A 24,041-nucleotide genomic window follows, 5' to 3' on the forward strand; every position below is an offset into this window, starting at 1 on the left:
TTCATGACATCACTCCACGCACCAGCCACAGCGCGGCGAAGGCCAGCGCATTGGCCGTACCCAACCACTGCCAGGCACGCAGACTGTCGCGGAACAGGTAGACGAAGGACAGCACCGTCGCCCAGATCGGTGCCATCAGCCACATGTTGAACTGGTTCTTGCCGCCGCCGGCATTGATGCCGTCCGGGCCCAGCCACGCGAACAGGCCGGACAGTGCCAGGGCCAGGCCAAAACCCAGCACCACGCCAGCGCAGGTCTTGCCGAACCAGTGGCGGCTTTCCAGCCGCGGTTTCACCGCGCTCATGCCGACCGCCCCGCACGCACGCGTGCACGCCACGCACCGAGAAACGGGGCGAGCGACCACACCAACATCAGCAACACTGACCAGCTCGCGATCGCTTCCAGTGGCGCCAGCAGCGGCCACAGCGCCACCAGTGACAGCAGCACCAGCAGCGTGCCCGGCCACCATGCACGCCGCGTCGGCCAGGGCCCGGCAGCGCGCAGCTGTTGCTGTGGCGAAGCGACATACAACAGCAGCCCGCCAATGGTGCCGGCCAAGGTGCCGGCGATGCCCAGCCACAGGTTCATGCGGCCTGCCTGCCATGCGTGGTCGCGCGCCGGTGCCGGGCGCGCATGCGATAGGGTTTTTTCATCGGATCTGGCTCTTCGCTGGACATGCGCTGGCGGCACCTGCACGAACGCGCAGGCGCCGCGCCGATCACCAACTGAAACGTGCGGTGGCGGTGACGGTACGGCCGGTGCCGTAGTAGCAGGACGACACGCCGCCGCAGGTGGAGACGAAGCGCTTGTCGGTGAGGTTGCTCAGGTTGATCGCGAACTGCGTGCCGACCGCGCCATGCTGACCGGCGTCATAACGGATCGCCGCATCCCACAGGGTGTAGGACGGGATCAGGTAGAGGTTGGCGCTGTCGCCGTAGCTGCGGCCGTTGTAACGCACACCGGCTGCCAGACTCAGGCCTTCCAGGCCACCGGCGAGGAAGGTGTAGTCGGCCCACAACGCCGCCGTCCAGTCCGGCACCATCGCCAGCTGCTTGCCGGTATAGCCATTGTTGCTGCGGGTGACTTCCGAGTCCATCCAGCTGGCCGCACCAATCACGCTGAAGCCTTCCAGCGGGGTGATGCGCCCTTCCAGCTCGGCGCCACGCACGCGGCCTTCGCCGTCCTGCACCTGGCATGCGCTGTCTCCCTTGTTGCCGCACTTGTCCTGGTGCGCCGGGTCCGGATCATTGGTGACGATGTTCTGCTGGCGCAGATCGTAGGCTGAAAGCGTCAGCAGGCCGTCAAAGCTGGCCGGCTGATACTTGATGCCCGCCTCCCACTGCTTGCCCGTCACCGGGTCGAACGGCGTCTGTGTGTAACTCATGTTGATGTTGGTGGCAGCCGGCTGGAACGACTCGGCATAGCTCAGGTACGGGGTCAGGCCGTTATCGGCTACATACAAAACGCCGGCATTGCCGGTGAATGCCTTGTCTTTCACCCGGGTCGGAACTTTGGCAGCGTAGGTATTGCTCGCCACGGTATAGCCTTGGCTCCAAGTGTCATCCTTGCTCCAGTCATGGCGTCCACCAAAGGTCAGCCGCCACTTGTCGATAGCGATCTGGTCCTGCAGGTAGGCACCGGTCTGGCGGTTGATGCCGCCGGTGTAGTTGATGCTGGTGGTGACCGGCACGTAGTTGGTGTAGACCGGATTGAAGATGTCGATATCGGCCGGATTGACCATCCCACCACGTGCACCGGTCCAGTCGGCCTTCTGCCAATCCACGCCCACCAGCACGGTGTGCTCGGCGATGCCTGTGCTGAACTTGCCGGTCAAACGGGTATCGACGGTCTCGCCCTTGGAGTCGCCTTCACCCCAGGTCGCACGGCGCTTCTGGGTACGACCATCAGCATTGAGGCCGCCATTGGTCACCACGGTGCGGAACACCGATTCGACATCGGTATGGCGCGCGCTCTGGCTCAGGGTCCAGTTGTTGTTGAAGCTGTGCTCGAACAGGTAACCGGCGGTCCAGATGGTGCGATCGAAGGTGTTCCAGTTGGGCTCGCCGATGAAGGTGGTGTTCTTCATGTAGCCATACGCGGTGGGGCGCAGCGTACCGGCCATCGGCAGGAACTGGTAGGTCGAGCCGCCGTCGTCCTTCTGGTACAGACCGAGCAGGGTCAGGCGCGTGCGCTCGGCGATCTGGAAGGTGTAGCTGGGTGCCAGGAACCAGTGCTGCTGCTCGGTGCGGTCGATCTGGGTCTGGCCATCACGGTACAGGCCGACCAGGCGCAGCAGGTGACGGTTGTCGTCGCTACCGGTGCCGACGTCAAAAGCACTGCTGTACTGCCCATTGCCGTCGATGCCCAGGCGCAGCACCTGCTGCTGGTCGGGCACCGGCGTCTTGCTGACCTGGTTGACCATGCCGCCCGGAGCCACCTGCCCGTACATCACCGCGGACGGGCCCTTGAGCACTTCCACGCGATCCAGGTTCCAGCTGTCGACCATGCTTCGGTTCCACTGGCTGCCCTGCGGCGCGCGCATGCCGTCGATGGTGACGTTGTTGGCCCAGCTGCCAGCGTCGAAGCCGCGGATGCGGAAGTCATCGACACGGTTGTCGATGCCGCTGCTTTCCAGCGACACGCCGGCCACGTAGCGCATTGCTTCGTTGAGGTTCTGCACGCCACGCGCGTCCAGCTCCTCACGCGCGATCACCGACACCGACTGCGCAGTTTCAGCGATGGCGGTATCGGTCTTGGTCGCGCCGGAGGTGTGGCCGGTGGTGCGGTAGGCGTTGACCCGCACCGTATCCAGGGTCTGCGCGTCGGCAGCCGCTTCGGCTTCGGCGGCGATGGCGGCAAGCGGGAACAGGGCCGAGACGACGGCAAGGGACAGCAAGGCCGGACGGAGACCGGCAGAAATACGGGGGAGGGACACGGATCAACCTGCACAGACAGAAGTATTGGCTGACTGCCCGGGCAGCGGCTGATGTGCTGATTATAGTAAATAATAACCATTCTCAACAACATTGCTGGCACTGCCTGTTCTGCCAGCCGCGCTGGTGCCGCCCGCCGAGGCCTGAATACCCGGCCCAAGGCGCGCTTTGCGCCAGCATGTAAAATGGCCAATTTTTAGTCAGGACCATGGCGAAAGCATCCGAACGGGCGCCCGTTCTGGGCCCGGCGTTCATTCGCCTGCTGGCCCGCTTCAATGACGAGGGTGCATCCCCTGCGGCACCTGCGGTGCCGGAGCGGCTGGCGCAGTGGTTCGACTGGAACCGTGCCATCACCCTGTCCAAGGCGCTGGACAACCCACCGCCGGAGCCCGAACCCGGTGCCGCCTACGATCCGGCTCAGGATGCCGAATACGCCGCTGCGCGAACCAAGCTGGTGGACGCCATCCAGGCCGAGATCGACCTGAGCCCGCCACGCAACCCGGCGCCTGCCGACGCCGAGCTGCCGCCGGGCTTCGCCCCCTACCGCCAGCACTATCTGAACCAACAACGCGCCATGCAGACCGTCACCGGCCGCCTGCGCGGTCGCCTGCGTGACATGCTGGCGCGGCAATCCCCGGCAAAGGCGCGCCTGGCCGAAGTCGACGCGGTGATGGAAGCCACCCTCAGCCCGCGCGAACACAGCCTGCTCTCCCATGTGCCGGTGCTGCTCGGCCTGCACTACCAACGGCTGCTCGCTGCAGCCGCGCACGACCCCGCCGATGCCGCCGCATCGGATTCCACCGCGGCACCCACCGGCCCCTGGCTGGTCACGTTCCGGCAAGACCTGCGCATCGCGCTGCTGGCCGAACTGGATGTCCGTTTCCACCCCATCGATGGCCTGCTCGCAGCGCTACGCACCCGGTAATCCGTACCTCATGTCCAGAAACCTCGTCGCAGTCGTTGTCTTCCTTGTTGGCCTGTTGGCCGTGTGCTGGATCGGCGTCGGCTATGCCGGCACCCATCCGCTGGCCGCGGTGGTCGCCGCGATCATCGCTGCCTGCTACCTGGCCGGCGCGCTTGAATTGTTCCGTTACCGCCAGGCCACCAGCACCTTGCAACAGGCCTTGCCATCCATCGGTGAAGCGGCAGACAACCTCGACGGTTGGCTCAGCCGCCTGCAGCCGGGCCTGCGTGGTCCGGTGCGCCTGCGCGTACAGGGCGAACGCGTCGGCCTGCCCGCACCTGCGCTGACCCCGTATCTGGTCGGCCTGCTGGTGCTGCTGGGCATGCTCGGCACCCTGCTCGGCATGATGGCCACCCTGCGTGGCACCGGCCTGGCACTGGAAAGCGCCACCGACCTGGACGCGATCCGCAGCTCGCTGGCCGCACCGGTCAAGGGTCTGGGTTTTGCCTTCGGCACCTCGATCGCAGGTGTTGCCAGTTCGGCCGCACTCGGCCTGCTGTCAGCCCTGCTGCGCCGCGAACGCGCGCAGGCCGTGCAGGAACTGGATACCGGCATCGCCAGCCAGTTGCGCATGCATTCGCAGAGCTTCCAGCGCGGCGAGACCTTCCGCCTGCTGCAGGAACAGAACGCGCTGATGCCGACCCTGGTCGAGCGCCTGCAGGCCATGATGGGCAGCCTGGAGCAGCAGCACCAGGCCAACAACGAACGCCTGCAGGCCAGCCAGCAGGAGTTCCACCAGCGCACCGAAGCGGCCTATACGCAGCTGGCGGCATCGCTGCAGCAATCGATGCAGGCCGGTATCAGCCAGCAGGCCAATGCGGTGGGCGCCGCACTGCAGCCCGTCGTTGATGCAACCATGGCCGGCCTGGCTGACAAGTCCAATGCCCTGCACGCCAGCATCGACAGCGCCGTGCACAAACAGCTCGAAGGCATCAATGCCGCCGTGCAGAGTGCGGCCGCAACCGCTGGCAGCAGCTGGAACACAGCACTTGAGCAACAGCAACGCAGCAACAGCGCGCTCAACGAACAGTTGCAGCAAGCGTTGGCACAGTTCAGCAGCAACTTCGAGCAGCGTTCCAACAGCTTGATCGAGGGCGTTGCCACGCGCATGGAAGACAATGCTAGCCGCACTGCCGATGCCTGGCGTGATGCACTGGCACAGCAGCACAGCGCGCATGACGAACTGGCGCAGCGCAATGAGCAGGCCTTGCTCGCGGCTTCGTCGTCGTTTGAACAGCACGCGCAGTCGCTGCTGTCTTCGCTGCAGCAATCGCACGAACAACTGCAGAGTGCATTCGCCGAGCGCGACGAACAGCGGCTGGGCCAATGGTCGCAGTCGCTATCGGCAATGGTCGGCACGTTGGACAGCAGCTGGCAGCGCAACGGCCAAGCCGTCGCACAGCGCCAACAGCAGATCTGCGACAGCCTGGCGCAGACCACGCAGGCCATGAGCGAACAGCAGCAGGCGCAGGCCCGCGACACCATCGCCGAGATCTCGCGCCTGGTGCAGACCGCCTCCGAGGCACCGCGCGCCGCCGCCGAAGTGGTGGCCGAGCTGCGCCAGAAGCTGTCCGACAGCATGGTCCGCGACACCGCCATGCTGGAAGAACGCGGCCACCTGTTGTCGACCCTGGAAACCCTGCTCGGCGCAGTCACCCACGCATCGACGGAACAGCGCAGCGCGGTCGACGCCTTGGTCAGCACCTCGGCCGAGCTGCTTGAACGCGTCGGCAGCCGCTTCAGCACCCAGCTTGAAAGCGAGGCCAGCAAGCTCGACCACGCCGCCGCCAACGTCACCGCCAGCGCGGTGGAGATGGCCAGCCTGGGCGATGCCTTCGGCAGCGCCGTGCAGCTGTTCGGCCAGTCCACCGCGGCCTTGAACGAGCGCCTGCAACTGATCGAAAGCGCGCTGGACAAGTCATTGGCCCGCAGCGACGAGCAGCTGGCCTACTACGTCGCGCAGGCACGTGAAGTGGTGGACCTGAGCATGCTCTCGCAGAAACAGATCATCGGTGAGCTGCAGCAGCTGGCCGAAGCCCGCGACAACGCCGGAGCCTGAGCGCGATGAGCGACGAAATCGAGTTCGACGCCGAATCCAGCGCCACCACCTGGGCCGCGTTCGGCGACCTGATGTCGGTGCTGCTCGGCGCGTTCGTGCTTATCCTGGCCAGCGTGATCGGCATCCAGCTGCTGTTGCACAACCGCCTGGATGAAGAGGTCAAGCAGCGCCAGGAACAGACCGCCAAGCTCAAGACGCTGGAGCAGGCTCTGGCCGCGCCATTGGCGGCTGGGCGCGTCACCGTCATCAATGGCCGCATCGGCATCAGCGGCAGCGTGTTGTTCGCGCTCAACTCCGACCAGCTGCAGCCGGAAGGCCGTGAACTGCTGCAGAGCATCGCCGCGCCGTTGCGCGACTATCTGGGCGCACGCGAGGAAATCCTGATGGTCAGCGGCTTTACCGACAACCAGCCCGTGCGCGTGGCCAACGGCCGCTTTGCCGACAACCTGGAGCTGTCCGCCGCGCGCGCGCTCACCGTCACCCGCACCCTGATCGCCGATGGCGTGCCCTCGCAATCGGTGTTCGCCGCCGCCTTCGGCGCGGAGCAGCCGGTCAGCAGCAACGATGATGAAGCTGGCCGCGCGAAAAACCGCCGCGTCGAGATCGCACCGATCCCGCGCCCCAAGCAGGACGGCAAGGCCGATGCCGCGCAATGATGCACGCTGATTCGACAGCACTGGCACAGCTGCAGGCCTGGCGCGACAGCGGCGCTGATCGCTGCGATCCGCCACGTTTCGAACTGATCGCGGCGCTGGCGCAGCGTGCACAGCGCTATGCGGGCAGCGCGCGCGCGCAGCTGGATGCGCGCCTGTCACAGCTGACCGATGCGTATGCACAGCTTGTTGCTGTTGAAGTTGCCAAGCCTGCGGCGACAACCAGCGTGGAAAGACCGTTGCAATCACTGCTGCAGCAGCTGGAGGCAGATCCGCTGCAATACCAGTTGCCGCTGAGTACCGCCAACGCAGTCGTCATCGACAGCGACAGCGACAGCGGTGATGGCAACGACACAGCGTTGATGCCCGCGCTGGATGAGTTCCAGCAGTTGTGGAGCCGCATCCGCATCGACAGCCTGCTCCGCCAGTGCCTGGATTCACTGCCCGAAGACGCCGGCCCGCTGCATTCCAGCGTGCTCACCTATCGCGCGATGGCGCTGATGCAGGAGTTGTCACCGGAGTACCTGCAGCACTTCATCGCCTACGTGGATGTGCTGACGTGGATGGAGCCGGTAAGCGGCACCAACACCGTGGTGGAACCGACCCGCGCCGCCAGCAAGCGCAAGGCCAGCCGCAAGAAGGCGTAAGCGAACAACCTGCAGCAGGCGATCGGTACAAGTGATCGAGTGCGAACAAAGCAACAAAGGCGCGGATATCCGCGCCTTTGTTGTTTGCAAAAGTGTGAGCGGAAAACCTGACTCTGACCCCGGTTTCTCGCTTGCTGTTGTAGGAGCGGCGTAAGCCGCGAAGCTGATACATCAACAGATGGCACTGCCGCTCACGACTTCAACAATGTCAGCTTCGCGGCTTACGCCGCTCCCACAAACAACTGGCCGCCCTGAGCGAATCGCGAAGCTGGTACACCACCAGCTTCGCAACCCTTGCAACGCAACTCCGCTTGGGTAAACGGAAACCTGACTCTGACCCCGGTTTTGCTTACTGCAGTGCTGGGGTATCCACCAACACCAGCTCGGAGTCTTCCAAAGCGGTGATGCGGATGCTGGTCTCGCCGGTGATGGCAGCACCATCGCGGGCTTCCAGCAGCACGCCGCTGACCTCAACCTTGCCGGTGTTCGGCACCAGGTAGCCGTAACGGTTGGCGTCGGTGAAGTGGTACTCGGTGCTCTCGCCGGCCTTCAGCGTGGCGCCCAGCACGCGGGCGTTGGCGCGGATCGGCAGTGCATCGTCGTCACCTTCCATGCCGCTGGCCAGGGTGATGAAGCGGCCCGAGCGCTCGCCCTTGGGGAAGGGCTTGCTGCCCCAGGACGGCTTGCCACCGCGCTGGTCCGGGAAGATCCAGATCTGGAAGATCCTGGTGACGCCTGCTTCCAGGTTGTATTCGGCGTGGCGGATGCCGGTGCCGGCACTCATCACCTGCACGTCGCCGGCTTCGGTACGGCCCTGGTTACCCTGGTCGTCCTTGTGGCTGATGGCACCTTCGCGGACGTAGGTGATGATTTCCATCTCGGCATGCGGGTGCGGCGGGAAGCCGGTGCCGGGCTGGATGGTGTCGTCATTCCAGACCCGCATCGTGCCCCAGTTCATGCGCTTGCTGTCCTGGTACTCGGCGAAGGAAAAGTGGTGCTTGGCATCGAGCCAGCCGTGATTGGCTCCACCAAGGCTGGCAAATGGGCGACGTTCAATCATGGCGTTCTCCTGAAGGCGGTGGGGTTTCGATGTGGGAAAGTCTAGGCCTGCACCTCGATGCCGAGAATAGAAAGTATGGAAAAGCATTCTTTCCATTTATGACATGATCTCCCTACCCCGCCCTGCGAGCCGCCGCCATGAACCGCCTGCCTGACCTGGAAGCCTGGGCCATCTTCGCCAAGGTTGCCGAAGCCGGCTCCTTCGCCCGCGCTGCCGAGGAACTGCAGCTGTCGCAGGCCACCGTTTCCAAGGCCATCACCCGGCTGGAGACGCGCATCGGCACCAGTCTGTTCCATCGCACCTCACGGCGCATGTCATTGACCGCTGCCGGTGAAGCGGCGCTGCAGCGTGCGGCGCGCATCCTCGACGAAGGCGAGGCAGTGGAAGCCGAAGTAGCCGACCGTTCGGCGGCGCTGCGTGGCCTGATCCGGCTGGCCGCACCGATGTCGTTCGGTGTGTCGCGGCTGGCACCGTTGCTGCCAGCGTTCATGCAGGCGCATCCGGACGTGGAACTGGATATCCAGCTCAGCGACCAGATGGTGGACCTGGTGGCGGAGCGCTTCGACATGGCGCTGCGCATCTCGACCTTGGCCGACTCCAGCCTGCGCGCGCGCCAGCTATGCCAGGTCCGCATCCTGCTGGTCGGGTCGCCGGCCTACTTCGAGGCACACGGGCGTCCCAGCCATCCGCGCGACCTGGTCCAGCACCGCGGTTTCCAGTACAGCTATACGCGCAGCGGCAACACCTGGCGCTTCCGCCACCCGCGCCATGGCGAGTTCGCGCAGACCGTGCCGCGCCAGCTGCAGGCCAACAATGCCGAGATATTCGATGCCGCCCTGCAGGCTGGACTGGGCTTGGCCTTGCAGCCGGAGTTCCTGGTCTGGGAGCAACTGCGTGATGGCCGCCTGCAGACCGCCATGGACGACTGGAAAATCGAACCACTGGCGCTGAGCATCATCACCCCGCCCGGCCTGCACCGGCCGGCACGGGTGCAGGCGCTGATCGATTACCTGGCACAACGCCTGGAACGCGAACCGTGGGCGACGCCTGGCCAGGCCAGCTGATGAAGCCAGAGGTCAAGCCGGTCTCCATCGACCGGCTTGCAGGCAATCAGAAGCGGACTTCCGCACCCAGGGTGAGGGTGTCGGCGCCATTCACTTCGTACTCTTCATCGTTGTAGTTGTAGTCCGCCGAGTACAGGTAGCCGGTGTACATCAGCTGCAGGTTGAAGTGGCGGCTGACGTCCACACCAACGCCCACGCCTCCGTAAAGACCATCGGTGCTGACCTTGCCCCAGTAATCATCCGACTTGGCGCGCCAGTAGCCAGCACGCACGGTGCCGAACCAGGCGCTGTTCCTGCCGAAGCTGAAACGCGCATTCGCGCCGATATTGGTGAACCTGACCTCCGGTACCAGGAAGTCCTTATCGTGCGTTTCCCGCAGCTTGCCTGCGCCGAGCTCGATGCCCACCTGGGCGAAATCTTCGATCTGCCAGCGATAGCCCGCGCTGGCGGAGACCGCACGCTGGTCAGCATCCTCATAGACCCAGCCAGCACCACCCTGCACGCCGACGAAGAAGCCCGACTGCGGCTGCTCGCGCTTGGACGATGGGCCGCCCCATTGCGGTGCGGGCGCCGCTGCAGGTGTCGGGGCGACGGGCGAAGCGGAAGTCACTTGCGGTGTAGTCTCCCCGGCCACCGGGGGCTGGGCTGGCCTTGCAGCGGCGGGTGCGGTCTGCTGGGCGCGGTAGGCAGTCCAACCCTCGGAAATGGACTGCGCATCGGCGGCGCCGGCAGTCAGCAGCAACAACGGAACGAGTGCGGCAAGGCTGTTCTTCTTCATCGGTTTCCATCCTGGATGATGCGTATTCCATTCTTCCTGAGCCGAACCGCCGCGCCCGCAGGACGCAGGTCGCCCGGTTCTGCTTGCGCAGAACCGGCGTTTGTCTGGATCGGAAGCCCCTAGGGACGGCACATTGGGGGCGGCCCGGGGCCGTGTCAAGCCAGCCCGGCCACGGCAGCGTTGGCCTGCACAAAGGTGCCGATGAAACAGCAGCATTGGAACGAAGCCGCTGCAGAACACCGCTGTGATGCGCCAGCCATTCCCCCCGAACTGCGCAATCAACGCGCCGCCGGATACGCCAACATCACCACCAGATCCTCTTCACCAGTCTGCTGCAGCGCATGGCTGCTGCCGCTGCGGGTGAGCAGCGCGTGGCCGGGGCCGACTTCGTATTGCTTGCCGTCCAACACGTAGAGGCCACGCCCGCTGACGATGTAGTAGATCTCGTCCTTGTGCTGCGGATGCAGGCCGATGCCCGCGCCTTTGTGCAGCACGCGCTTGCGCATCACGAACGGCAGATCACTCACATCGGCGAAGAACGAGTAGGCGGTGGTCGGTCCCGCGCCACCGTGCGGGCCCGGTTGCTGGCGACCGATGTCCTGTTCGCGGATGACCTGCGAGCCGTGGGTATTGCCTGCCTCCGGTTTTGGCGTGGCAACAACAGGTGCGGCAGCGCTTGGCGTGGAAGCCACCACGCCCTGCCCCGCAGTGATCGCACCACAGTCGATATCGCGCTTGAGCGTGGGCTTCAGCTGCGGCGCGATATCCACCCAGCCGCGCATTACCAGGCAAGCCACCGCGGTCGCGCCGGCTGCGCTGAAGTGGGTACCGTCGGCCTTGTTCTGCTCGGGCACGAACATGAAGTAAGGTTTTGCGCCCTGCTCGCCCAGCGCGCGTATCCACGCCATCGAACTGGCGTTGAGATCGATCAGCTGCACGTCCTGCTCCTTGGCGACCTGCTTCATTGCCAGCGTGTAACGACCGTGCGTGTCGAGCAACGCACCGAAGTCGTAGAGCAGGCGTGCGACCGGCGTGATCAGGATCGGGGTTGCGCCTTTTGCACGTGCGGCGGCGATGTAGCGTGAGAGGAATTGTGGATAGTCGCTGTCGGGATCGGCGTAGCGCGTGGCGTCTTCCAGCTTGGCATCGTTGTGGCCGAACTGGATCAGCAATACGTCGCCGGGTTGCAGCTCTTTCTCGATTGCATCCAGCCGCCCTTCGTTTATGAAGCTGCGGGTACTGCGGCCGCCGACGGCGTGGTTGCGCACCTGCCATTGGTTGTCGTCGAGCCAGCTCTGCAGCACCTGGCCCCAACCGGTCAGCGGTGCACGTTCGGGGCCATAGCTGGCGGCGGTGGAGTCTGCGGCTATGAAGACGCGGTGGGCGGATTCGTTTGCGCGGGCGCTGGAAAAGAGAGCGCAAAGGGCGATGAGGAAAAATGCTGAGGTCTTCATGCTTTGCTGTTTGCCTTGAAGTCCTTCTCCCCTTGCGGGGTGAGAGGGGACGGTTGACGAACCGAAGGTTCGTGGACCCTTGAACGCCCTTGCGCCGGCGCAAGGGCTGGGGCGCGGAGCGGGGGTTGGGGAGAGGGGGCGATCGAAGATCGCTGGCTTGATGAGTTCCAGCACCAAGAAGCATGCGTGCGATGCACGCCTCCCCTCTTCCGCCCCCCGCCTCCGCGGGGGCAGGCTCTTCGGGCACCTTCTCCCACGAGGGGAGAAGGGCTGGATACCATTTACAGGAAACGCTTGTAGAACACCGGTTCCACAAACAACAAAGGCGCCCGCAGGCGCCCTTGTCTGCCCGCAAGGGCGCTACTGCATGCGTGGGCTTACTTGCCCAGCACGCTCTTCACGTAGGCGACGATGTTGTCGTCCTGCGCGTTGTCGAAGAACGCCTTCTGGAAGCGCTCGCCGCCGACGGCCTGCTTCACCAGTTCCTGGTCGATGGACTTCAGGCCCTCGACGAAGTCCTTGGAGGCGCCCTGCTTTACCTGCGCCAGGATGCCGGCATTGGCCATCTGCGATTCCTTGCGCTCGGCCGGGTAACCCTGGCCACGCTCACCGGCAAATGCCTTCTCGAAGATGTAGCGGATGTTGATTTCCGCGCCCCAGCCGAAGCCCTTGGCGAACGGCAGTGCCAGCGCGTTGCCGCTGTTGACCTGGGCGAACAGGAAGGCATCGGTCGGTTCGATGCAGTAGCCGCAGAACACGCCCGGCCATGCATTGAGCGACATCATCGCGCCCTGCCCGGTACCGCAGCCGGCAACCACGAAATCCACGGCCTTGGCGTTGAGCAGCAGCGCGGCGCAGATGCCGAGGTGGATGTAGGTCAGGCGGTGATCGTTGTCACCGTCCATGCCAACGTTGAACACGTCGTGGCCCTGTGCGGCGGCGACGGTGTTGAGCTGCTCCAGCACCACCGGGTTCTTGGCGGCCTGGCTGAACTCCTGCATCAATGCGATTTTCATTGCGTGACTCTCGATTAGGGGGAAACGTTGTTGTTGATGAGGTGGAAGCAAAAGCAAAAGCTCCCCTCATCCGCCCCTTCGGGGCACCTTCTCCCGCATGCGGGAGAAGGGAAATCTGTGCTGCTGGCGTCTGCTGCTTGGCTGGCGTCGCTCGTTATTGCTATGGCCGTTGCCATCGCTGTAGCCAATGTTGCCTTTAGCTTCTGCTTTAGCTTCTGCTTTGGCTTTGGCTTTGGCTGTTGCTTCGGCTTCGGCTCCTGCCTTGGCTCTTGCTTTCCCCTCTCCCGCCTGCGGGAGAGGGGTAGGGGTGAGGGCGCTTCTGGCTCTTCAGCTTTACGCTGCTTACCAGCCTTTCAACCGCGCCTCACCACCTTCAATCCTCAGCGTGCCAACCAACCACCATCCACCGGAATGATCGCGCCGTTGACGTAATCCGACGCGCTCGAGGCCAGGAACACCGCGGTGCCGCCCAGATCTTCCGGCTTGCCCCAGCGGCCGGCCGGGATGCGGTCCAGGATCGCCTTGTTGCGGTCTTCATCAGCGCGCAGCTGCGCAGTGTTATCGGTGGCCATATAGCCCGGGGCGATAGCGTTGATGGTCACGCCCTTGCCTGCCCACTCATTGGCCAGCAGGCGGGTGATGCCGGCGATGCCGCTCTTGGAAGCGGTATACGACGGCACCCGCACGCCGCCCTGGAAGGACAGCATCGAGGCGATGTTGATGATCTTGCCGCTGCCCTGGGCGATGAAATGCTTGCCGGCGGCCTGGCTCATGAAGAACGCGGACTTGATGTTGACGTTCATCACGTCGTCCCAATCCTTCTCGCTGAAATCCACGGCATCGGCGCGACGGATCAGGCCGGCGTTGTTGACCAGGATATCCAGGCGGCCCAGGCCGGCAACGGTCTCGGCAACCACGCGCTCGACCGGCTCGATGCTGATCAGGTTGGCTTCGATGTTGAGGAAGCGGCGGCCCAGCGCGCGCACCTTCTCGGCGGTCTCGTCGGCCGGGACGATGCCGGCGCCGGCAATGTCGGCACCGGCGGCGGCCAGCGCCAGCGCGATGCCCTGGCCCAGACCGGTATTGGCACCGGTTACCAGGGCGACCTTGCCTTCGAGACTGAATGGATTCGTCATGCTGTTCCTCTCCCAGAGCGGTAGTTCGATGGTGCTGCCGGCGGCGGGTGCCGGAGCGGGGCGATGGCACCGGAGCGGGTCCGGTCAGCGCATCTGTCCAGTGGCCCGCGACTGCAATCCGCGGGCCTGCCGGGCGATTCTAGCCAATTATGGAAACCGGTGTCATTTTGCACTGCAAGATAAGCGGTTTTCTTTGAAAAACAAAAACTTGGATTCAATCAGTCCTGCGGCGGCTGGCAGGAATCGCGCACGATCAGATGTGGGCGAACGCTAGCCAGGGGCATGGCGGTCTTGCCCTCGGGCTGGATCAGCATGGCCGCTGCTGTTCTCCCGGTGTCACGGGTGTTGCGGCGTACCGAGGTCAACGATGGCCACAGGCGTGAGGCCAGCGGGCTGTCGTCGTAACCGACGATCGACAATTCGCGGGGAATGCTGATGCCGGCGCGCATGGCGACCTTGTAGACGCCGGCGGCCATTTCATCGTTACCGGTGAAGATGGCGGTCGGCCGTTGCTTGCCCAGCAGCAGCTTCTCGGCCGCGGCCACACCGGATTCGAAGGTGTAACCGGCCTCGATGATGCGCGCCGGCGGCAGCTCGATGCCACGCCGCTCCAGGGCTTCAAGGAAGCCCGCGGTGCGCTCATGGGCCGAGCGGTAGGCGGTGGGGCCGGTGATCAGGGCGATGTCGCGGTGGCCCAGCGACAGCAGGTAATCGGCCGCTTCGGCGGCGCCGTCACGGTCGTGGGTGATCACCATCTGCGAGGTTTCATCCAGCGGCAGCGAGGCGATGCGGGTGAAGCGGCAGCCGATCTCGTCCAGCATGTCGGCCAGCGCCTGGTCTTCGGACGCGCGCGGCACCAGGATCACGCCGTGCAGCTTCTGCTGCTGCACGAAGCGCTTCACGCCCTCGATGTAGCCGGGGCTGCGGGTGTCGCAGGGGTGCACCACCAGCTCGAAACTGGAGCCGCGCAGCGCATCCAATGCACCGTTCTGCATGTCCACCACGTACTGCGCGGTGGGGTTGTCGTAGACCATGCCGATCAGGAACGAGCGCCGGAACGCCAGCCCGCGGGCCAGCGGGTCGGGCGTGTAGCCGACCTCGCGCATCAATGCTTCCACCTTGTCGCGGGTGTCTTTACGCACCAGCGGCGAGTTGTTGATGATCCGCGAGACCGTCTTCTTGGAAACACCCGACAGCCGCGCGATGTCGTTGATGGTGGCGGGCCGCCCCAGTGACTGGGGCGTGGCGGCGGCGTCGGCTTTCTTGCGCAAGGCGATGTCCTTGAAACCGTTCAATACATTCATTCTATCGGGCCGCGCTCAATCCAGTGCGCGGTAGCGGAACTGGCGGAAATGGACCTTGCCGTTGCCGGCGGCATAGATGGCCGGCTTCAGTGCAAGGAATTTCCCCGCCACATTGTGATGGTAGCCGGAGACTTCCATCTGAACAGGATACTTCTGCCACGAGGTTCCGTCCTTCGAGGTATGTACCGTAAGGATGTGGCGGTTGTTGGTGACCCGCAGCCACAGCTTGCCGCCGGTGGCGCTGGGCTGGGGCCGGGTGGGGCGCTCCTCGCCATAGCGGTGCAGGATGAACTGCTCGCCATTGCTGCCCACGCCGGCGTACAGGCGGTCGCTGTAGTACAGCAGGGCGCCACCAAAGGCACCCGGCTCGATGTCCATCTCCACTTCAAACTGATAGGCAACGTCGCCGGCAATGGCGGTCAGCGGTGAGCTGTCACGCGGGGTGCTGCCCTTGCCTTGCAGGGTCATGCCGTCCTTGTCGAAGGACAGACGCTGGTACTCCTCGCGGGTCGGGTTGAAGAACGACCACTGCGGGCCGAGCTTGCCACCCTTGAAGTCATCGGACAGCGCCATGCCATGCGGTACCGCTTCACCGGACGGTTTGGCCAGCGGCGCGCCCAGATCGCCGCCCTTGGCCACGAACCAACCATCGTCGGTCCACTCGATTGGTTCCAGCAGCATCTGCCGGCCCAGCGTCCAGTAACCGTTCTCGTAGCCGTGGTACATCATCCAGCCGCGGCCATCGGTGCCTTCGATCAGGGTGGCATGGCCACGCGACCACCACGGCTCGGCGCGATCGACGGTGCGGGTGATGGGGTTGTTGGGTGCGTTTTCCCACGGCCCGTGGATCGAGCGCGAGCGTGCGGTGATGACCATGTGCCCGGTCGGTGGACCGGCGGTGCCGCCGACCGCGGTGGTCATGTAATACCAGCCATTGCGCTGGCTGATCTTCGGGCCTTCCTGGGCATAGGACTCCACGTCCCAGCTTTCCGGGTAACGCCAGCCATCATAGACATGCTTGGGCTTGCCGACCACGCTCAGGCCGTCATCGCTGATCTGCACGTAATCGCCACCGGACAGGAACAGGTAGCGCTTGCCGTCCTCGCCCACGGCGTGGCCGGGATCGATATAGCCGGACAGGCCGATGTCGATCGGCTCGCTCCACGGGCCCTTGATGTCGTCGGCCCAGACCACGAAGTTGCTGCGCGAATCACCGGTGCGCGCCGGGAAGTAGATGAAGTAGCGGCCCTTGTGCTTGATGATGTCCGGTGCCCAGATCGCGCCGACGTTGGTGGTGATGGCATGGCCCAGCGGCTGCCAGTTGACCAGGTCGCGCGAATGCCAGATCGGCAGGCCGGGATAGGCGTCGAAGGAGGACAGGGTGAGGTAGTAATCATCACCGTCCTTGAGCACCGATGGATCCGGGTGATCGCCGGCCAGCACCGGGTTGAGGAAGCTGCCATTGCCCAGATCGGCCATGCGCTGGTGTTCGATGCCACGCTTGGGACTGGCCGGTGCATCGGCAGCCCAAGCCGGTGCGGCGGCCAGCAGGCATGCGGTGGCCAGCGCGGCCAGGGTACGGGTCACGTTCATCGTCATCTCCAGATTGTTGGCGCGGCGAGCGCGCCAGCGACAAATCACGGCTGCGGACAGGCACGAACCTGTCCGCAGCGTGCATGCATCAGCTACGCAGCAAAGCCGGCAGCCACAGCGACAGTTCGGGGAAGAAGGTCACAATCAACAGCACCACCAACCCGGCCATCCAGAACGGCCAGATGGTCTTCATGCTTTCGCCGACGCTGATCTTGCCGATGGCGGTGCCGATGAACAGCACCGAGCCCACCGGCGGTGTGACCAGGCCGAGGCCACCGGTCAGCACCAGCACCAGGCCGAAGTGGATCGGATCGATGCCATAGGCCTTGGCCACCGGCAGGAAGATCGGCGTGCAGATCAGGATCATCGGCGCCAGGTCCATGAAGGTGCCCAGCAACAGGAGCATCACCACGATCATCAACAGCACCATGTACTTGCTGTGGGCGAACGACTGCAGGAACTCCACCGCCGCCGCAGGCACCTGCAGGTAGGCCAGCAGCCAACCGAACACCGCAGCGGTGGCGATCACGAACAGGATCACGCCGGTGCTGCGCGCCGCATGGATGACGGTCTCGAAGAACTCCTTGATGCGCAGCTGGCGGTACAGCACGGTGGTCACCAGCAAGGCGTACACCACGGCGATTGCCGCCGATTCCACCGCGGTGAAGATACCGGCGCGGATGCCGAAGAAGATCAGGCCGACCAGGCCGAGGCCGGGCAGGGCGGCAACCAGTCGCAACAGCACCGCACGCCAACCCGGGAACGCTTCCACGCCATAGCCTCGGCGCCGTGCAACCACGTAGCCGGTGACCATCAGCACCACCGTCATCAACAGCGCCGGCACGATGCCTGCGGCGAACAGATCGGCGATGGACAGGCCACCACCGGCCGCGGCCGAGAACAGGATCAGGTTATGCGACGGCGGCACCAGCAGCGCCACCAGTGCGGCGGTGATGCTGACGTTGACCGCGAAGTCACGGTCATAACCACGCTTGACCATCTGCGGAATCATCGTGCCGCCGACCGCCGACACGTCGGCGATGGCCGAGCCGGATACGCCGCCGAAGAACAGCGAGGACAGGATCGAGACCTGGCCCAGGCCACCACGCATGCGCCCAACCAGCGATGAGGCCAGGGAAATAAGACGCTCGGAAATGCCACCGCGCATCATGATTTCACCGGCGAAGATGAAAAGCGGAATGGCGATCAGCGACGCCGAGCCGGTACCGGCCGAGATCTGCTGCACCAGCACGATGCTGGGGATATCCAGGTACAACAAGGTCGCCAGCGCGGCAGCGGCAAGCGCATAGGCCACCGGTACGCCGATCAACAACAGCACGCCGAATACGGCGAAAAGAATTGCGATACCCATGACTCAGCGGTCCCCTTCGGCAGCGTTGGCAGCGGTGCCGGCGCCAACGCGCAGCGACAACAGCAGGCGATTGAGTGCGAACAGCGCCATCAGCGCACCACCGATGCTCAGCGGCAGGTAGTTCACGCTCTGCGGCAGGTTGGCGCCGGCGGCCTTGATGTGCAGGCCGTCCAGCCACAACACCCAGCCCCACCAGGCCAGGAAACCACCGATGGTGCCGACGATCAGTGGCACCAGCGCATCGATCAGGCGCTTGACCAGCGGGTGCATGTGCTCGGCCAGCAGGAAGAAGCCGAAATGGCGGTTGGTATACACGCCAGCCGCCGCGCCCATGCTCATCGTGGTGCTCAGCAGCAACAGCGTGACCGGCTCGGTCCAGCTCGGCGAATCATTGATGACGTAACGGGCGAAGACCTGCCAGCCCTGCACCACCACCAGCCCGAGCAGGGCGGCGACGGCGATGTAGATGACCACGTTGGCGAGTTTCTCCAGCGCGCGCTGGAGTCCTGCCGGGGCCGCTTGTACGTTGGAATCAGACATCGGTACGGCCCCCTCAGGCGAAGTCGCGGATGCGACGGTGCAGCGCGGCGATATCGGCCTGCTGCAGGTAGTCACGCAGCAGCGGTTCGGCAGCGGCGCGGAACGCCGGCATGTCGACCGCATTCGACTTCACACCGGCAGCCAGTACCGCCTCGCGGGCCTTGTCTTCGGATGCGTCCCAAGCGGTGCGCATCACCTGCACCGATTGCCGCGCCAGGTCGATCACCAGGCGGCGATCTGATGGCGTCAATGCATCCAGGCTGCGACGCGACATCAGCAGGATGTCCGGCGCGTACGAGTGTTGGCTTTCCGACCAGTAATGCGCGGCCTCGAAATGGCGGCTGGAATGGAAGCTGCGCATGTTGTTCTCGGCGCCGTCGATCATGTGCGTCTCCATGCCGGAGAACGTGTCGCCCAGCGACATCGGCGTGGGATTGGCACCGAACAGACGCATCAGCTGCAGGAAGATGTCCGAGCTGGCCACGCGCAGCTTCAAGCCGTGCAGGTCCTTGGGGGTGATGATCGGGTGCTTGGTGTTGTAGAAGCTGCGCGCACCGGAGTCGTAGACCGCCAGACCGACCAGTTCGCGGCTTTCAAAGCCCTGCAGCACCGCATCGGCGATGCCACCATCGAGCGCGCGGCGCATATGTTCGACCGAGTCGAAGACATACGGCAGGCACAGCGCGCGGGTCAGCGGGAACGCATTGTTGAGCGCGCCGGAATAGACGCGGGTGATGTCGATGGCACCGAAGCGCGCCATGTCGATCGCCTCGGACTCACGGCCGAGCTGGCCGGAATGGAACTGGTTCAAGCCCAGGCGGCCGCCGGTTTCGCGCAGCAGCTGTTCGCCGATCCACTTCACCGCGGTGACGGTCGGATAGTCCGCCACGTGCACATCGGTGGCGGTCAGCAGCTGACTGCCACCGGCCGCACCCTTGCTGCCACCAGAGCAGGCGGCGAGTACCGGCATGGCCAATGCCCCCATGCCGGTTTTGAGAAAGCCTCTTCGAGTAACCATAGCGCCCTCCAACGCGTTGCTACCGTGGCGGCCGGGATTACCCGGCTGGCACGGCCTTGCAGGAAATGTCGCCGTAACCGGCGAAGCGAATCAATGCCTGTTGGCCCACGGCGATGTCGTGGATGCCGGTGGCATTGCCGGTAGCGATCAGTTCGCCCTTCTTCAGCGGCCGGCCACGCTTGGCCGAACGCGACAGTGCGAACGCGTACGCCGCACGCAGGCCACCGGGCAGGGTGGTAGCGCCACCGGTGCCAACCACGACGCCGTCGATCTCGGTCTGCGCACGCAGCTCCGGCTCGTCGCAGCGGATCCAGTTCGGCACCTCGCCGCCCAGCACCAGGCCGTTGTTGTTGCCGAAATCGGACACCACCACGCGCGGACCGAGCACGTTGATGGTCTTCAACGGGCTGCTGGCCACTTCCACGCCGATGTAGAGCTTGGCCGGCAGCGCTTCGGCCTCTTCCGGGGTCCAGTCGAGCTTGTCGGCCGGGGCATCGGCGAGCAGTTCCAGCACGTATTCGGCTTCCACCGCGGCAAAGCCGCCTGCGGCTTCAAATACGGGGATCTCCACGATGCTACCGGTAGCATTCCAGAGATTACGTTTGAAAATCGGGCCGAGCAGGCGATCGTCGCCGGAGCTGTCGCGGCGCTCGGCGGCGATGTAGCCGACCTTCCAGCCAACCACGCTGTCATCCCAGCGGCCGATCGCCAGATCCTGCACCTGATAGGCGGTGACCAGATCGTCCGGGATGGTCCCGGGGAAATCCGGAAGCGAACGGCCATCGCGGCGTGCTTCCACAAAGGTGCGGGCAATCTCGTCCAGCGCGGCTGGCGCCTGCGGCTGGCTGCCTTGGTCGTTGCTCAAGTGCGTCTCCTGGTGACTTTGCTGCACTGCCCATCGACAGTGCTGTGACTGGCTGTATAAGGTAAACCGGTGTCATCTGACAATGTGCACTGCACCAGAAGCTGTACCTCGCCCTCGGCCCAGACCTGACCGCCACGCCCATGATTCGACTGAAACCCTTGTTGCAGCTGGCTTTCGCCGCTTTTGTCGGACTGCTTCCGGCAATTGTATTGGCCGCCACCGATGGTGAACCCGCAGCGGGGTCGGCCGACCGTATCGCGCTGTGGCCGCAGGGTATGGCACCGGGGGACAAGCCGCTGGCACAAGCGCAGCGCATCGTCGAACGCAGCAGCGATCCCGCCTTGCCTGACCGCTATATCGACCACGTCAGCGCGCCGTATCTGGTGGCCTATCGCCCGGCCAAACCCAATGGCAGCAGCTTGCTGGTAATCCCCGGCGGCGGCTACCAACGCGTTGTGCTGGACAAGGAGGGCACCGCGCTGGTGCCGGCCCTGGTGGAGCAGGGCGGAGTGACCCTGTTCGTGTTGCGCTACCGGCTGCCGGGCGAAGGTCGTGCCGACCGCGAAGCGGCGCTGGCCGATGCGCAGCGTGCACTGCGGCTGATCCGCCACCACGCCAAGAACTGGGGCCTGGATCCGCAGCGTATCGGCACGATGGGTTTCTCGGCCGGCGGCCACCTGGCCGCGCGATTGGGCAACGGCTTTGACCGCAACGTCTATCCGCACAACGACGCAATCGACGCGGAAAGCGCACGCCCCGACTTCCAGCTGCTGGTGTACCCGGTCATCACGATGCGCGGCGACGACGTGCATGCAGGTTCACGCGACCGCCTGCTCGGCAGCGCGCCCAGCGACGAACTGCTGCAGCACTACTCGATGCAGCTGCAGGTCCGTGCCGATACACCAGCCACCTTCCTGCTGCATGCTGCCGATGACGACGTGGTGCCGGTAGGCAACAGCCTGCTTTTCTACAACAGCCTGCGCCGTGCAAACGTCAGCAGCGAAATGCACCTGTTCCCCCACGGCGGCCACGGCTTCGGCACACGTGGCACCGTTGGTCTCACAACCGCTGCATGGCCACAACTGGCCCTGAGCTGGATGGCATCGCAGACAACTCAACCGAAGTAGCGCTCAAGCCCCTCTCCCCCGGGAGAGGGGTTGGGGAGAGGGCGAAGCACGCCCAATCCCCAACACCCCAGGACACCACCATGCCGCAAACCCCAAACAACCCCACCCGCCGCAGCTTCCTCCAGCAAACCACCCTGCTGGCCGCAGCAACCGGCCTGAGCGCCCTAAGCAACACCAGCTGGGCCAACGCTCCAGCCAGCCCCATCGCCCGCATCCGCAGCGGTCGCCTGGCCGGCCAGACCGAGAACGGCACGCACGTATTCCGCGGCATCCCCTACGGCGCCGACACCGCGCCTCGCCGCTTTCAATCCGCCCTGCAGGAACACCCCTGGCGCGGCATACGCGATGCGCTCGACTACGCAGCCGCGGCCCCGCAAACCGGCAGCGAAGGCCCGGGCAGCGAAGACTGCCTCTACCTCAACGTGTGGACGCCAGCACTGCGCGACGGCGGCAAGCGGCCGATCCTGTTCTACATCCATGGCGGCGCCTACAACAACGGCTCCGGCAGCGACCCGCTGTATGACGGCGGCAACCTGAGCCGACGCGGTGACGTGGTGGTGGTGACAGTCAACCACCGCCTCAATCTGTTCGGCTATCTGTACCTGGCCCAGCTCGGCGATGAGACCTTCGCCGACTCCGGCAATGTCGGCCAGCTTGATCTGGTGCAGGCACTGCAGTGGGTACGTCAGCACGCCGCCGAATTTGGCGGCGATGCCGACAACGTCACCGTGTTCGGCCAGTCCGGCGGCGGCGCCAAGATCGCCACGCTGATGGCGATGCCGGCGGCCAAGGGCCTGTTCCACCGCGCCTGGACGATGAGCGGCCAGCAGGCCACCGCCGCCGGCCCGCGCGCGGCCACGCAACGCGCGCAGCTGGTGCTCGATCACCTCAAGGCCGATCCCGAGGCATTGCGGCGCATGCCAATGCAGCAGCTGCTGGAGGCGGTGAGAGTGCGCGATCCCTCGCGCGTGGAGAACAGCAGCCTCTACGTCGGCCCGGTGCTGGATGCGCGCAACCTGCCGGTGCATCCGTTCTGGCCGCAGGCACCGCAGCAGTCAGCGACCATCCCGATGGTGATCGGCAACACCCACGACGAAACCCGTGCCTTCCTCGGCAACGATCCAAAGAATTTCGAACTGAGCTGGGAGGATTTGCCAGCCAAGCTCGAAGCCCAGCAATACGTGGACCTGCTGCCATCGGTGGTGATTGCCGAATACCGCCGCCTGTATCCGCAGTACACGCCGTCGGAGGTGTTCTTCGCCGCCACCACCGCCGGCCGCTCATGGCGCGGTGCAGTGGAAGAACTGGAAGCGCGCGCGCGCCAGGGCGCACCGACCTGGGCGTATCAGCTGGACGGTTATGACCGTGATGGCGACGCCGCCAGGCTGCGTGCCTTCCATACCCTGGATATCCCGCTGGTGTTCCACAACAACACCCAGCCCGGCTCCCGCACCGGCAACGGTGCCGCGATGCAGCAGCTTGCCGACACGATGAGTGATGCCTTGCTGGCCTTCGCGCGAAGCGGTGATCCCAACCACGCCGGCCTGCCGCAGTGGCAGCAATACGGGCTGGAACGCCGACAAACCATGCTGTTCGACACACAAAGCCGGCAGATGGACGACCCGCGCGGCGGCGAACGCCAGCTTTATCAGCAGGCGCCCTTCATCCAGCGCGGCACCTTCTGAGCTGGTTGGCAGATAGTTTCAACGGAATCTTTACCTGCCTTGCCTAGACTGCGGTGATGACATTGCAATCGCCGCATCTCGAATTCGCTGGTCGCCAGCGCCTGCTGGACGGTATCGACGCCGCCTTGCAGGCCAGCGATACCCACAGCACGGTCGCCCAGGTGCAGGCTGTGCTGGAACGCGCCATCCGCGATCCGCAGATCGTGCTGCCGGCCTGCGTGCACGCACCGGTGCACGATCACTACGCGCGCCGCGAGATCTACCGCAGCCCGGACCACGGCTACAGCATCATCGCCATGACCTGGGGGCCGGGGCAGGGCACGCCGCTGCATGACCACGATGGCCTGTGGTGCGTGGAGGGCGTGTGGCAGGGCACGCTGGAGATCACCCCGTACCGGATGCTGGAGCGCGATGGTGAACGCTACCAGTTCGCGCCACGGGAGTGCCTGCACGGCTGCAAGGGCAGCGCCGGCAACCTGATTCCGCCGGATGAATTCCATACGCTGCGCAACAGCGACGCCGAACGGATTGCGATCTCGGTGCACGTCTACCAGCGCGTGATGGAGCGCAGCCACGTATTCCAGCCGATTGACGACGCACCGCGCTGGTATGCGCGTGAGTGCAGAGAACTGGGCCTGGATGCCTGAGCTGGCCGTTTTTGCAGGAGCGGCGTAAGCCGCGAAGCCGGCAATGCAAGCAACACCTGTAGTGCCGAGCCATGCTCGGCATAGGGCATTACCGGTAAGGCCTCTGCCGAGCATGGCTCGGCACTA

22 protein-coding genes are annotated in these 24,041 nt (G+C 64.9%); 8 read left to right on the forward strand and 14 right to left on the reverse strand.

From position 1 onward, the window contains the following. Window position 1: 1 nt before the first annotated feature. The 3 genes from AC13FW_RS05150 to AC13FW_RS05160 all read right to left on the reverse strand — a co-directional run bounded on the left by AC13FW_RS05150 (window position 2) and on the right by AC13FW_RS05160 (window position 2,935). Window positions 2–304, reverse strand: a complete 303-nt coding sequence (locus tag AC13FW_RS05150) for a hypothetical protein (RefSeq protein ID WP_482988412.1) — start codon at window positions 302–304, stop codon at window positions 2–4. Further along, window positions 301–588 (reverse strand): hypothetical protein, encoded by a 288-nt coding sequence (locus tag AC13FW_RS05155; protein ID WP_482988413.1) that lies wholly within the window; start codon window positions 586–588, stop codon window positions 301–303. The genes AC13FW_RS05150 and AC13FW_RS05155 overlap by 4 nt, the downstream gene beginning before the upstream one ends. A gap of 130 nt (window positions 589–718) precedes the next feature. Continuing rightward, on the reverse strand, window positions 719–2,935 hold the full coding sequence (locus tag AC13FW_RS05160; RefSeq protein ID WP_482988414.1) for a TonB-dependent siderophore receptor: 2,217 nt from the start codon (window positions 2,933–2,935) through the stop codon (window positions 719–721). A 206-nt stretch (window positions 2,936–3,141) separates the two neighbouring features. On the opposite strand from AC13FW_RS05160, the gene AC13FW_RS05165 reads away from it, so the two are divergent. From AC13FW_RS05165 to AC13FW_RS05180, 4 genes are read left to right on the forward strand one after another with little or no spacing between them, the layout of a single operon-like run. After that, entirely contained in the window at window positions 3,142–3,858 is a 717-nt protein-coding gene (locus tag AC13FW_RS05165) for a DUF3348 domain-containing protein (RefSeq protein WP_482988415.1), read from the forward strand. Between the two features lie 10 nt (window positions 3,859–3,868). Further along, window positions 3,869–5,956: a DUF802 domain-containing protein gene (locus AC13FW_RS05170; protein ID WP_482988416.1), complete on the forward strand. Its 2,088-nt coding sequence runs from the start codon at window positions 3,869–3,871 to the stop codon at window positions 5,954–5,956. Window positions 5,957–5,961: 5 nt separating this feature from the next. Continuing rightward, on the forward strand, window positions 5,962–6,612 hold the full coding sequence (locus AC13FW_RS05175) for an OmpA family protein (protein ID WP_296250394.1): 651 nt from the start codon (window positions 5,962–5,964) through the stop codon (window positions 6,610–6,612). Beyond that, a complete protein-coding gene (locus AC13FW_RS05180) occupies window positions 6,609–7,256 on the forward strand; it encodes a DUF2894 domain-containing protein (RefSeq protein ID WP_482988417.1) in 648 nt (215 codons plus the stop codon). Before AC13FW_RS05175 ends, AC13FW_RS05180 begins: the two co-directional genes overlap by 4 nt. 349 nt (window positions 7,257–7,605) lie before the next feature. On the opposite strand, the gene AC13FW_RS05185 is transcribed toward AC13FW_RS05180, so the two are convergent. Next, window positions 7,606–8,316 carry a pirin family protein gene (locus AC13FW_RS05185; protein ID WP_296250398.1) on the reverse strand — a complete coding sequence of 237 codons (711 nt, stop codon included), beginning with the start codon at window positions 8,314–8,316 and terminating at the stop codon, window positions 7,606–7,608. Window positions 8,317–8,453: 137 nt separating this feature from the next. Here AC13FW_RS05185 and AC13FW_RS05190 point away from each other — a divergent pair, with 137 nt between their 5' ends. Then, window positions 8,454–9,380 (forward strand): LysR family transcriptional regulator, encoded by a 927-nt coding sequence (locus tag AC13FW_RS05190; RefSeq protein ID WP_482988418.1) that lies wholly within the window; start codon window positions 8,454–8,456, stop codon window positions 9,378–9,380. A 46-nt stretch (window positions 9,381–9,426) separates the two neighbouring features. Here AC13FW_RS05190 and AC13FW_RS05195 read toward each other — a convergent pair whose 3' ends face one another. The 10 genes from AC13FW_RS05195 to AC13FW_RS05240 all read right to left on the reverse strand — a co-directional run bounded on the left by AC13FW_RS05195 (window position 9,427) and on the right by AC13FW_RS05240 (window position 20,456). Beyond that, a complete protein-coding gene (locus tag AC13FW_RS05195) occupies window positions 9,427–10,158 on the reverse strand; it encodes an outer membrane beta-barrel protein (protein WP_482988419.1) in 732 nt (243 codons plus the stop codon). Window positions 10,159–10,436: 278 nt separating this feature from the next. Further along, entirely contained in the window at window positions 10,437–11,612 is a 1,176-nt protein-coding gene (locus tag AC13FW_RS05200) for a GDSL-type esterase/lipase family protein (protein WP_482988420.1), read from the reverse strand. A 377-nt stretch (window positions 11,613–11,989) separates the two neighbouring features. After that, window positions 11,990–12,628, reverse strand: coding sequence for an RpiB/LacA/LacB family sugar-phosphate isomerase (locus tag AC13FW_RS05205; RefSeq protein ID WP_296250408.1), 639 nt, complete (start codon window positions 12,626–12,628; stop codon window positions 11,990–11,992). Between the two features lie 380 nt (window positions 12,629–13,008). After that, the gene (kduD, locus tag AC13FW_RS05210; RefSeq protein WP_282270993.1) at window positions 13,009–13,764 is read right to left on the reverse strand and encodes a 2-dehydro-3-deoxy-D-gluconate 5-dehydrogenase KduD; all 756 of its coding nucleotides are present in this window, start codon (window positions 13,762–13,764) and stop codon (window positions 13,009–13,011) included. A gap of 218 nt (window positions 13,765–13,982) precedes the next feature. Further along, window positions 13,983–15,068: a LacI family DNA-binding transcriptional regulator gene (locus AC13FW_RS05215; RefSeq protein ID WP_282270996.1), complete on the reverse strand. Its 1,086-nt coding sequence runs from the start codon at window positions 15,066–15,068 to the stop codon at window positions 13,983–13,985. Window positions 15,069–15,083: 15 nt separating this feature from the next. Next, window positions 15,084–16,661 carry a family 43 glycosylhydrolase gene (locus AC13FW_RS05220; RefSeq protein ID WP_482988421.1) on the reverse strand — a complete coding sequence of 526 codons (1,578 nt, stop codon included), beginning with the start codon at window positions 16,659–16,661 and terminating at the stop codon, window positions 15,084–15,086. A gap of 88 nt (window positions 16,662–16,749) precedes the next feature. Next, complete coding sequence (locus AC13FW_RS05225; protein ID WP_282271000.1) at window positions 16,750–18,033, reverse strand: TRAP transporter large permease; 1,284 nt, start codon at window positions 18,031–18,033, stop codon at window positions 16,750–16,752. A gap of 3 nt (window positions 18,034–18,036) precedes the next feature. Further along, on the reverse strand, window positions 18,037–18,573 hold the full coding sequence (locus AC13FW_RS05230) for a TRAP transporter small permease (RefSeq protein ID WP_482987008.1): 537 nt from the start codon (window positions 18,571–18,573) through the stop codon (window positions 18,037–18,039). Window positions 18,574–18,586: 13 nt separating this feature from the next. Beyond that, window positions 18,587–19,591 (reverse strand): TRAP transporter substrate-binding protein, encoded by a 1,005-nt coding sequence (locus tag AC13FW_RS05235; RefSeq protein ID WP_482988422.1) that lies wholly within the window; start codon window positions 19,589–19,591, stop codon window positions 18,587–18,589. Window positions 19,592–19,628: 37 nt separating this feature from the next. Next, the gene (locus AC13FW_RS05240; RefSeq protein WP_296247406.1) at window positions 19,629–20,456 is read right to left on the reverse strand and encodes a 2-keto-4-pentenoate hydratase; all 828 of its coding nucleotides are present in this window, start codon (window positions 20,454–20,456) and stop codon (window positions 19,629–19,631) included. Between the two features lie 140 nt (window positions 20,457–20,596). Here AC13FW_RS05240 and AC13FW_RS05245 point away from each other — a divergent pair, with 140 nt between their 5' ends. The 3 genes from AC13FW_RS05245 (at window position 20,597) to AC13FW_RS05255 (ending at window position 23,915) form a co-directional block, all read left to right on the forward strand. After that, a complete protein-coding gene (locus tag AC13FW_RS05245; protein WP_482988423.1) occupies window positions 20,597–21,583 on the forward strand; it encodes an alpha/beta hydrolase in 987 nt (328 codons plus the stop codon). A gap of 80 nt (window positions 21,584–21,663) precedes the next feature. Beyond that, window positions 21,664–23,268: a carboxylesterase/lipase family protein gene (locus tag AC13FW_RS05250; protein WP_482988424.1), complete on the forward strand. Its 1,605-nt coding sequence runs from the start codon at window positions 21,664–21,666 to the stop codon at window positions 23,266–23,268. A 56-nt stretch (window positions 23,269–23,324) separates the two neighbouring features. Then, window positions 23,325–23,915, forward strand: a complete 591-nt coding sequence (locus AC13FW_RS05255) for a cysteine dioxygenase family protein (RefSeq protein ID WP_482988425.1) — start codon at window positions 23,325–23,327, stop codon at window positions 23,913–23,915. Window positions 23,916–24,041 lie beyond the last annotated feature (126 nt).

This window comes from Stenotrophomonas sp. 21LCFQ19 (assembly GCF_056861425.1).

What these genes read in the sequence shown, in the direction of transcription:
- AC13FW_RS05255 (WP_482988425.1), top strand. Translation starts at nt 23,325, where the DNA reads ATGACATTGCAATCGCCGCATCTCGAATTCGCTGGTCGCCAGCGCCTG.
- AC13FW_RS05165 (WP_482988415.1), top strand. Translation starts at nt 3,142, where the DNA reads ATGGCGAAAGCATCCGAACGGGCGCCCGTTCTGGGCCCGGCGTTCATT.
- AC13FW_RS05175 (WP_296250394.1), top strand. Translation starts at nt 5,962, where the DNA reads ATGAGCGACGAAATCGAGTTCGACGCCGAATCCAGCGCCACCACCTGG.
- AC13FW_RS05170 (WP_482988416.1), top strand. Translation starts at nt 3,869, where the DNA reads ATGTCCAGAAACCTCGTCGCAGTCGTTGTCTTCCTTGTTGGCCTGTTG.
- kduD (WP_282270993.1), bottom strand. Translation starts at nt 13,764, where the DNA reads ATGACGAATCCATTCAGTCTCGAAGGCAAGGTCGCCCTGGTAACCGGT.
- AC13FW_RS05185 (WP_296250398.1), bottom strand. Translation starts at nt 8,316, where the DNA reads ATGATTGAACGTCGCCCATTTGCCAGCCTTGGTGGAGCCAATCACGGC.
- AC13FW_RS05195 (WP_482988419.1), bottom strand. Translation starts at nt 10,158, where the DNA reads ATGAAGAAGAACAGCCTTGCCGCACTCGTTCCGTTGTTGCTGCTGACT.
- AC13FW_RS05205 (WP_296250408.1), bottom strand. Translation starts at nt 12,628, where the DNA reads ATGAAAATCGCATTGATGCAGGAGTTCAGCCAGGCCGCCAAGAACCCG.
- AC13FW_RS05250 (WP_482988424.1), top strand. Translation starts at nt 21,664, where the DNA reads ATGCCGCAAACCCCAAACAACCCCACCCGCCGCAGCTTCCTCCAGCAA.
- AC13FW_RS05230 (WP_482987008.1), bottom strand. Translation starts at nt 18,573, where the DNA reads ATGTCTGATTCCAACGTACAAGCGGCCCCGGCAGGACTCCAGCGCGCG.
- AC13FW_RS05155 (WP_482988413.1), bottom strand. Translation starts at nt 588, where the DNA reads ATGAACCTGTGGCTGGGCATCGCCGGCACCTTGGCCGGCACCATTGGC.
- AC13FW_RS05200 (WP_482988420.1), bottom strand. Translation starts at nt 11,612, where the DNA reads ATGAAGACCTCAGCATTTTTCCTCATCGCCCTTTGCGCTCTCTTTTCC.
- AC13FW_RS05180 (WP_482988417.1), top strand. Translation starts at nt 6,609, where the DNA reads ATGATGCACGCTGATTCGACAGCACTGGCACAGCTGCAGGCCTGGCGC.
- AC13FW_RS05220 (WP_482988421.1), bottom strand. Translation starts at nt 16,661, where the DNA reads ATGAACGTGACCCGTACCCTGGCCGCGCTGGCCACCGCATGCCTGCTG.
- AC13FW_RS05215 (WP_282270996.1), bottom strand. Translation starts at nt 15,068, where the DNA reads ATGAATGTATTGAACGGTTTCAAGGACATCGCCTTGCGCAAGAAAGCC.
- AC13FW_RS05225 (WP_282271000.1), bottom strand. Translation starts at nt 18,033, where the DNA reads ATGGGTATCGCAATTCTTTTCGCCGTATTCGGCGTGCTGTTGTTGATC.
- AC13FW_RS05150 (WP_482988412.1), bottom strand. Translation starts at nt 304, where the DNA reads ATGAGCGCGGTGAAACCGCGGCTGGAAAGCCGCCACTGGTTCGGCAAG.
- AC13FW_RS05235 (WP_482988422.1), bottom strand. Translation starts at nt 19,591, where the DNA reads ATGGTTACTCGAAGAGGCTTTCTCAAAACCGGCATGGGGGCATTGGCC.
- AC13FW_RS05245 (WP_482988423.1), top strand. Translation starts at nt 20,597, where the DNA reads ATGATTCGACTGAAACCCTTGTTGCAGCTGGCTTTCGCCGCTTTTGTC.
- AC13FW_RS05190 (WP_482988418.1), top strand. Translation starts at nt 8,454, where the DNA reads ATGAACCGCCTGCCTGACCTGGAAGCCTGGGCCATCTTCGCCAAGGTT.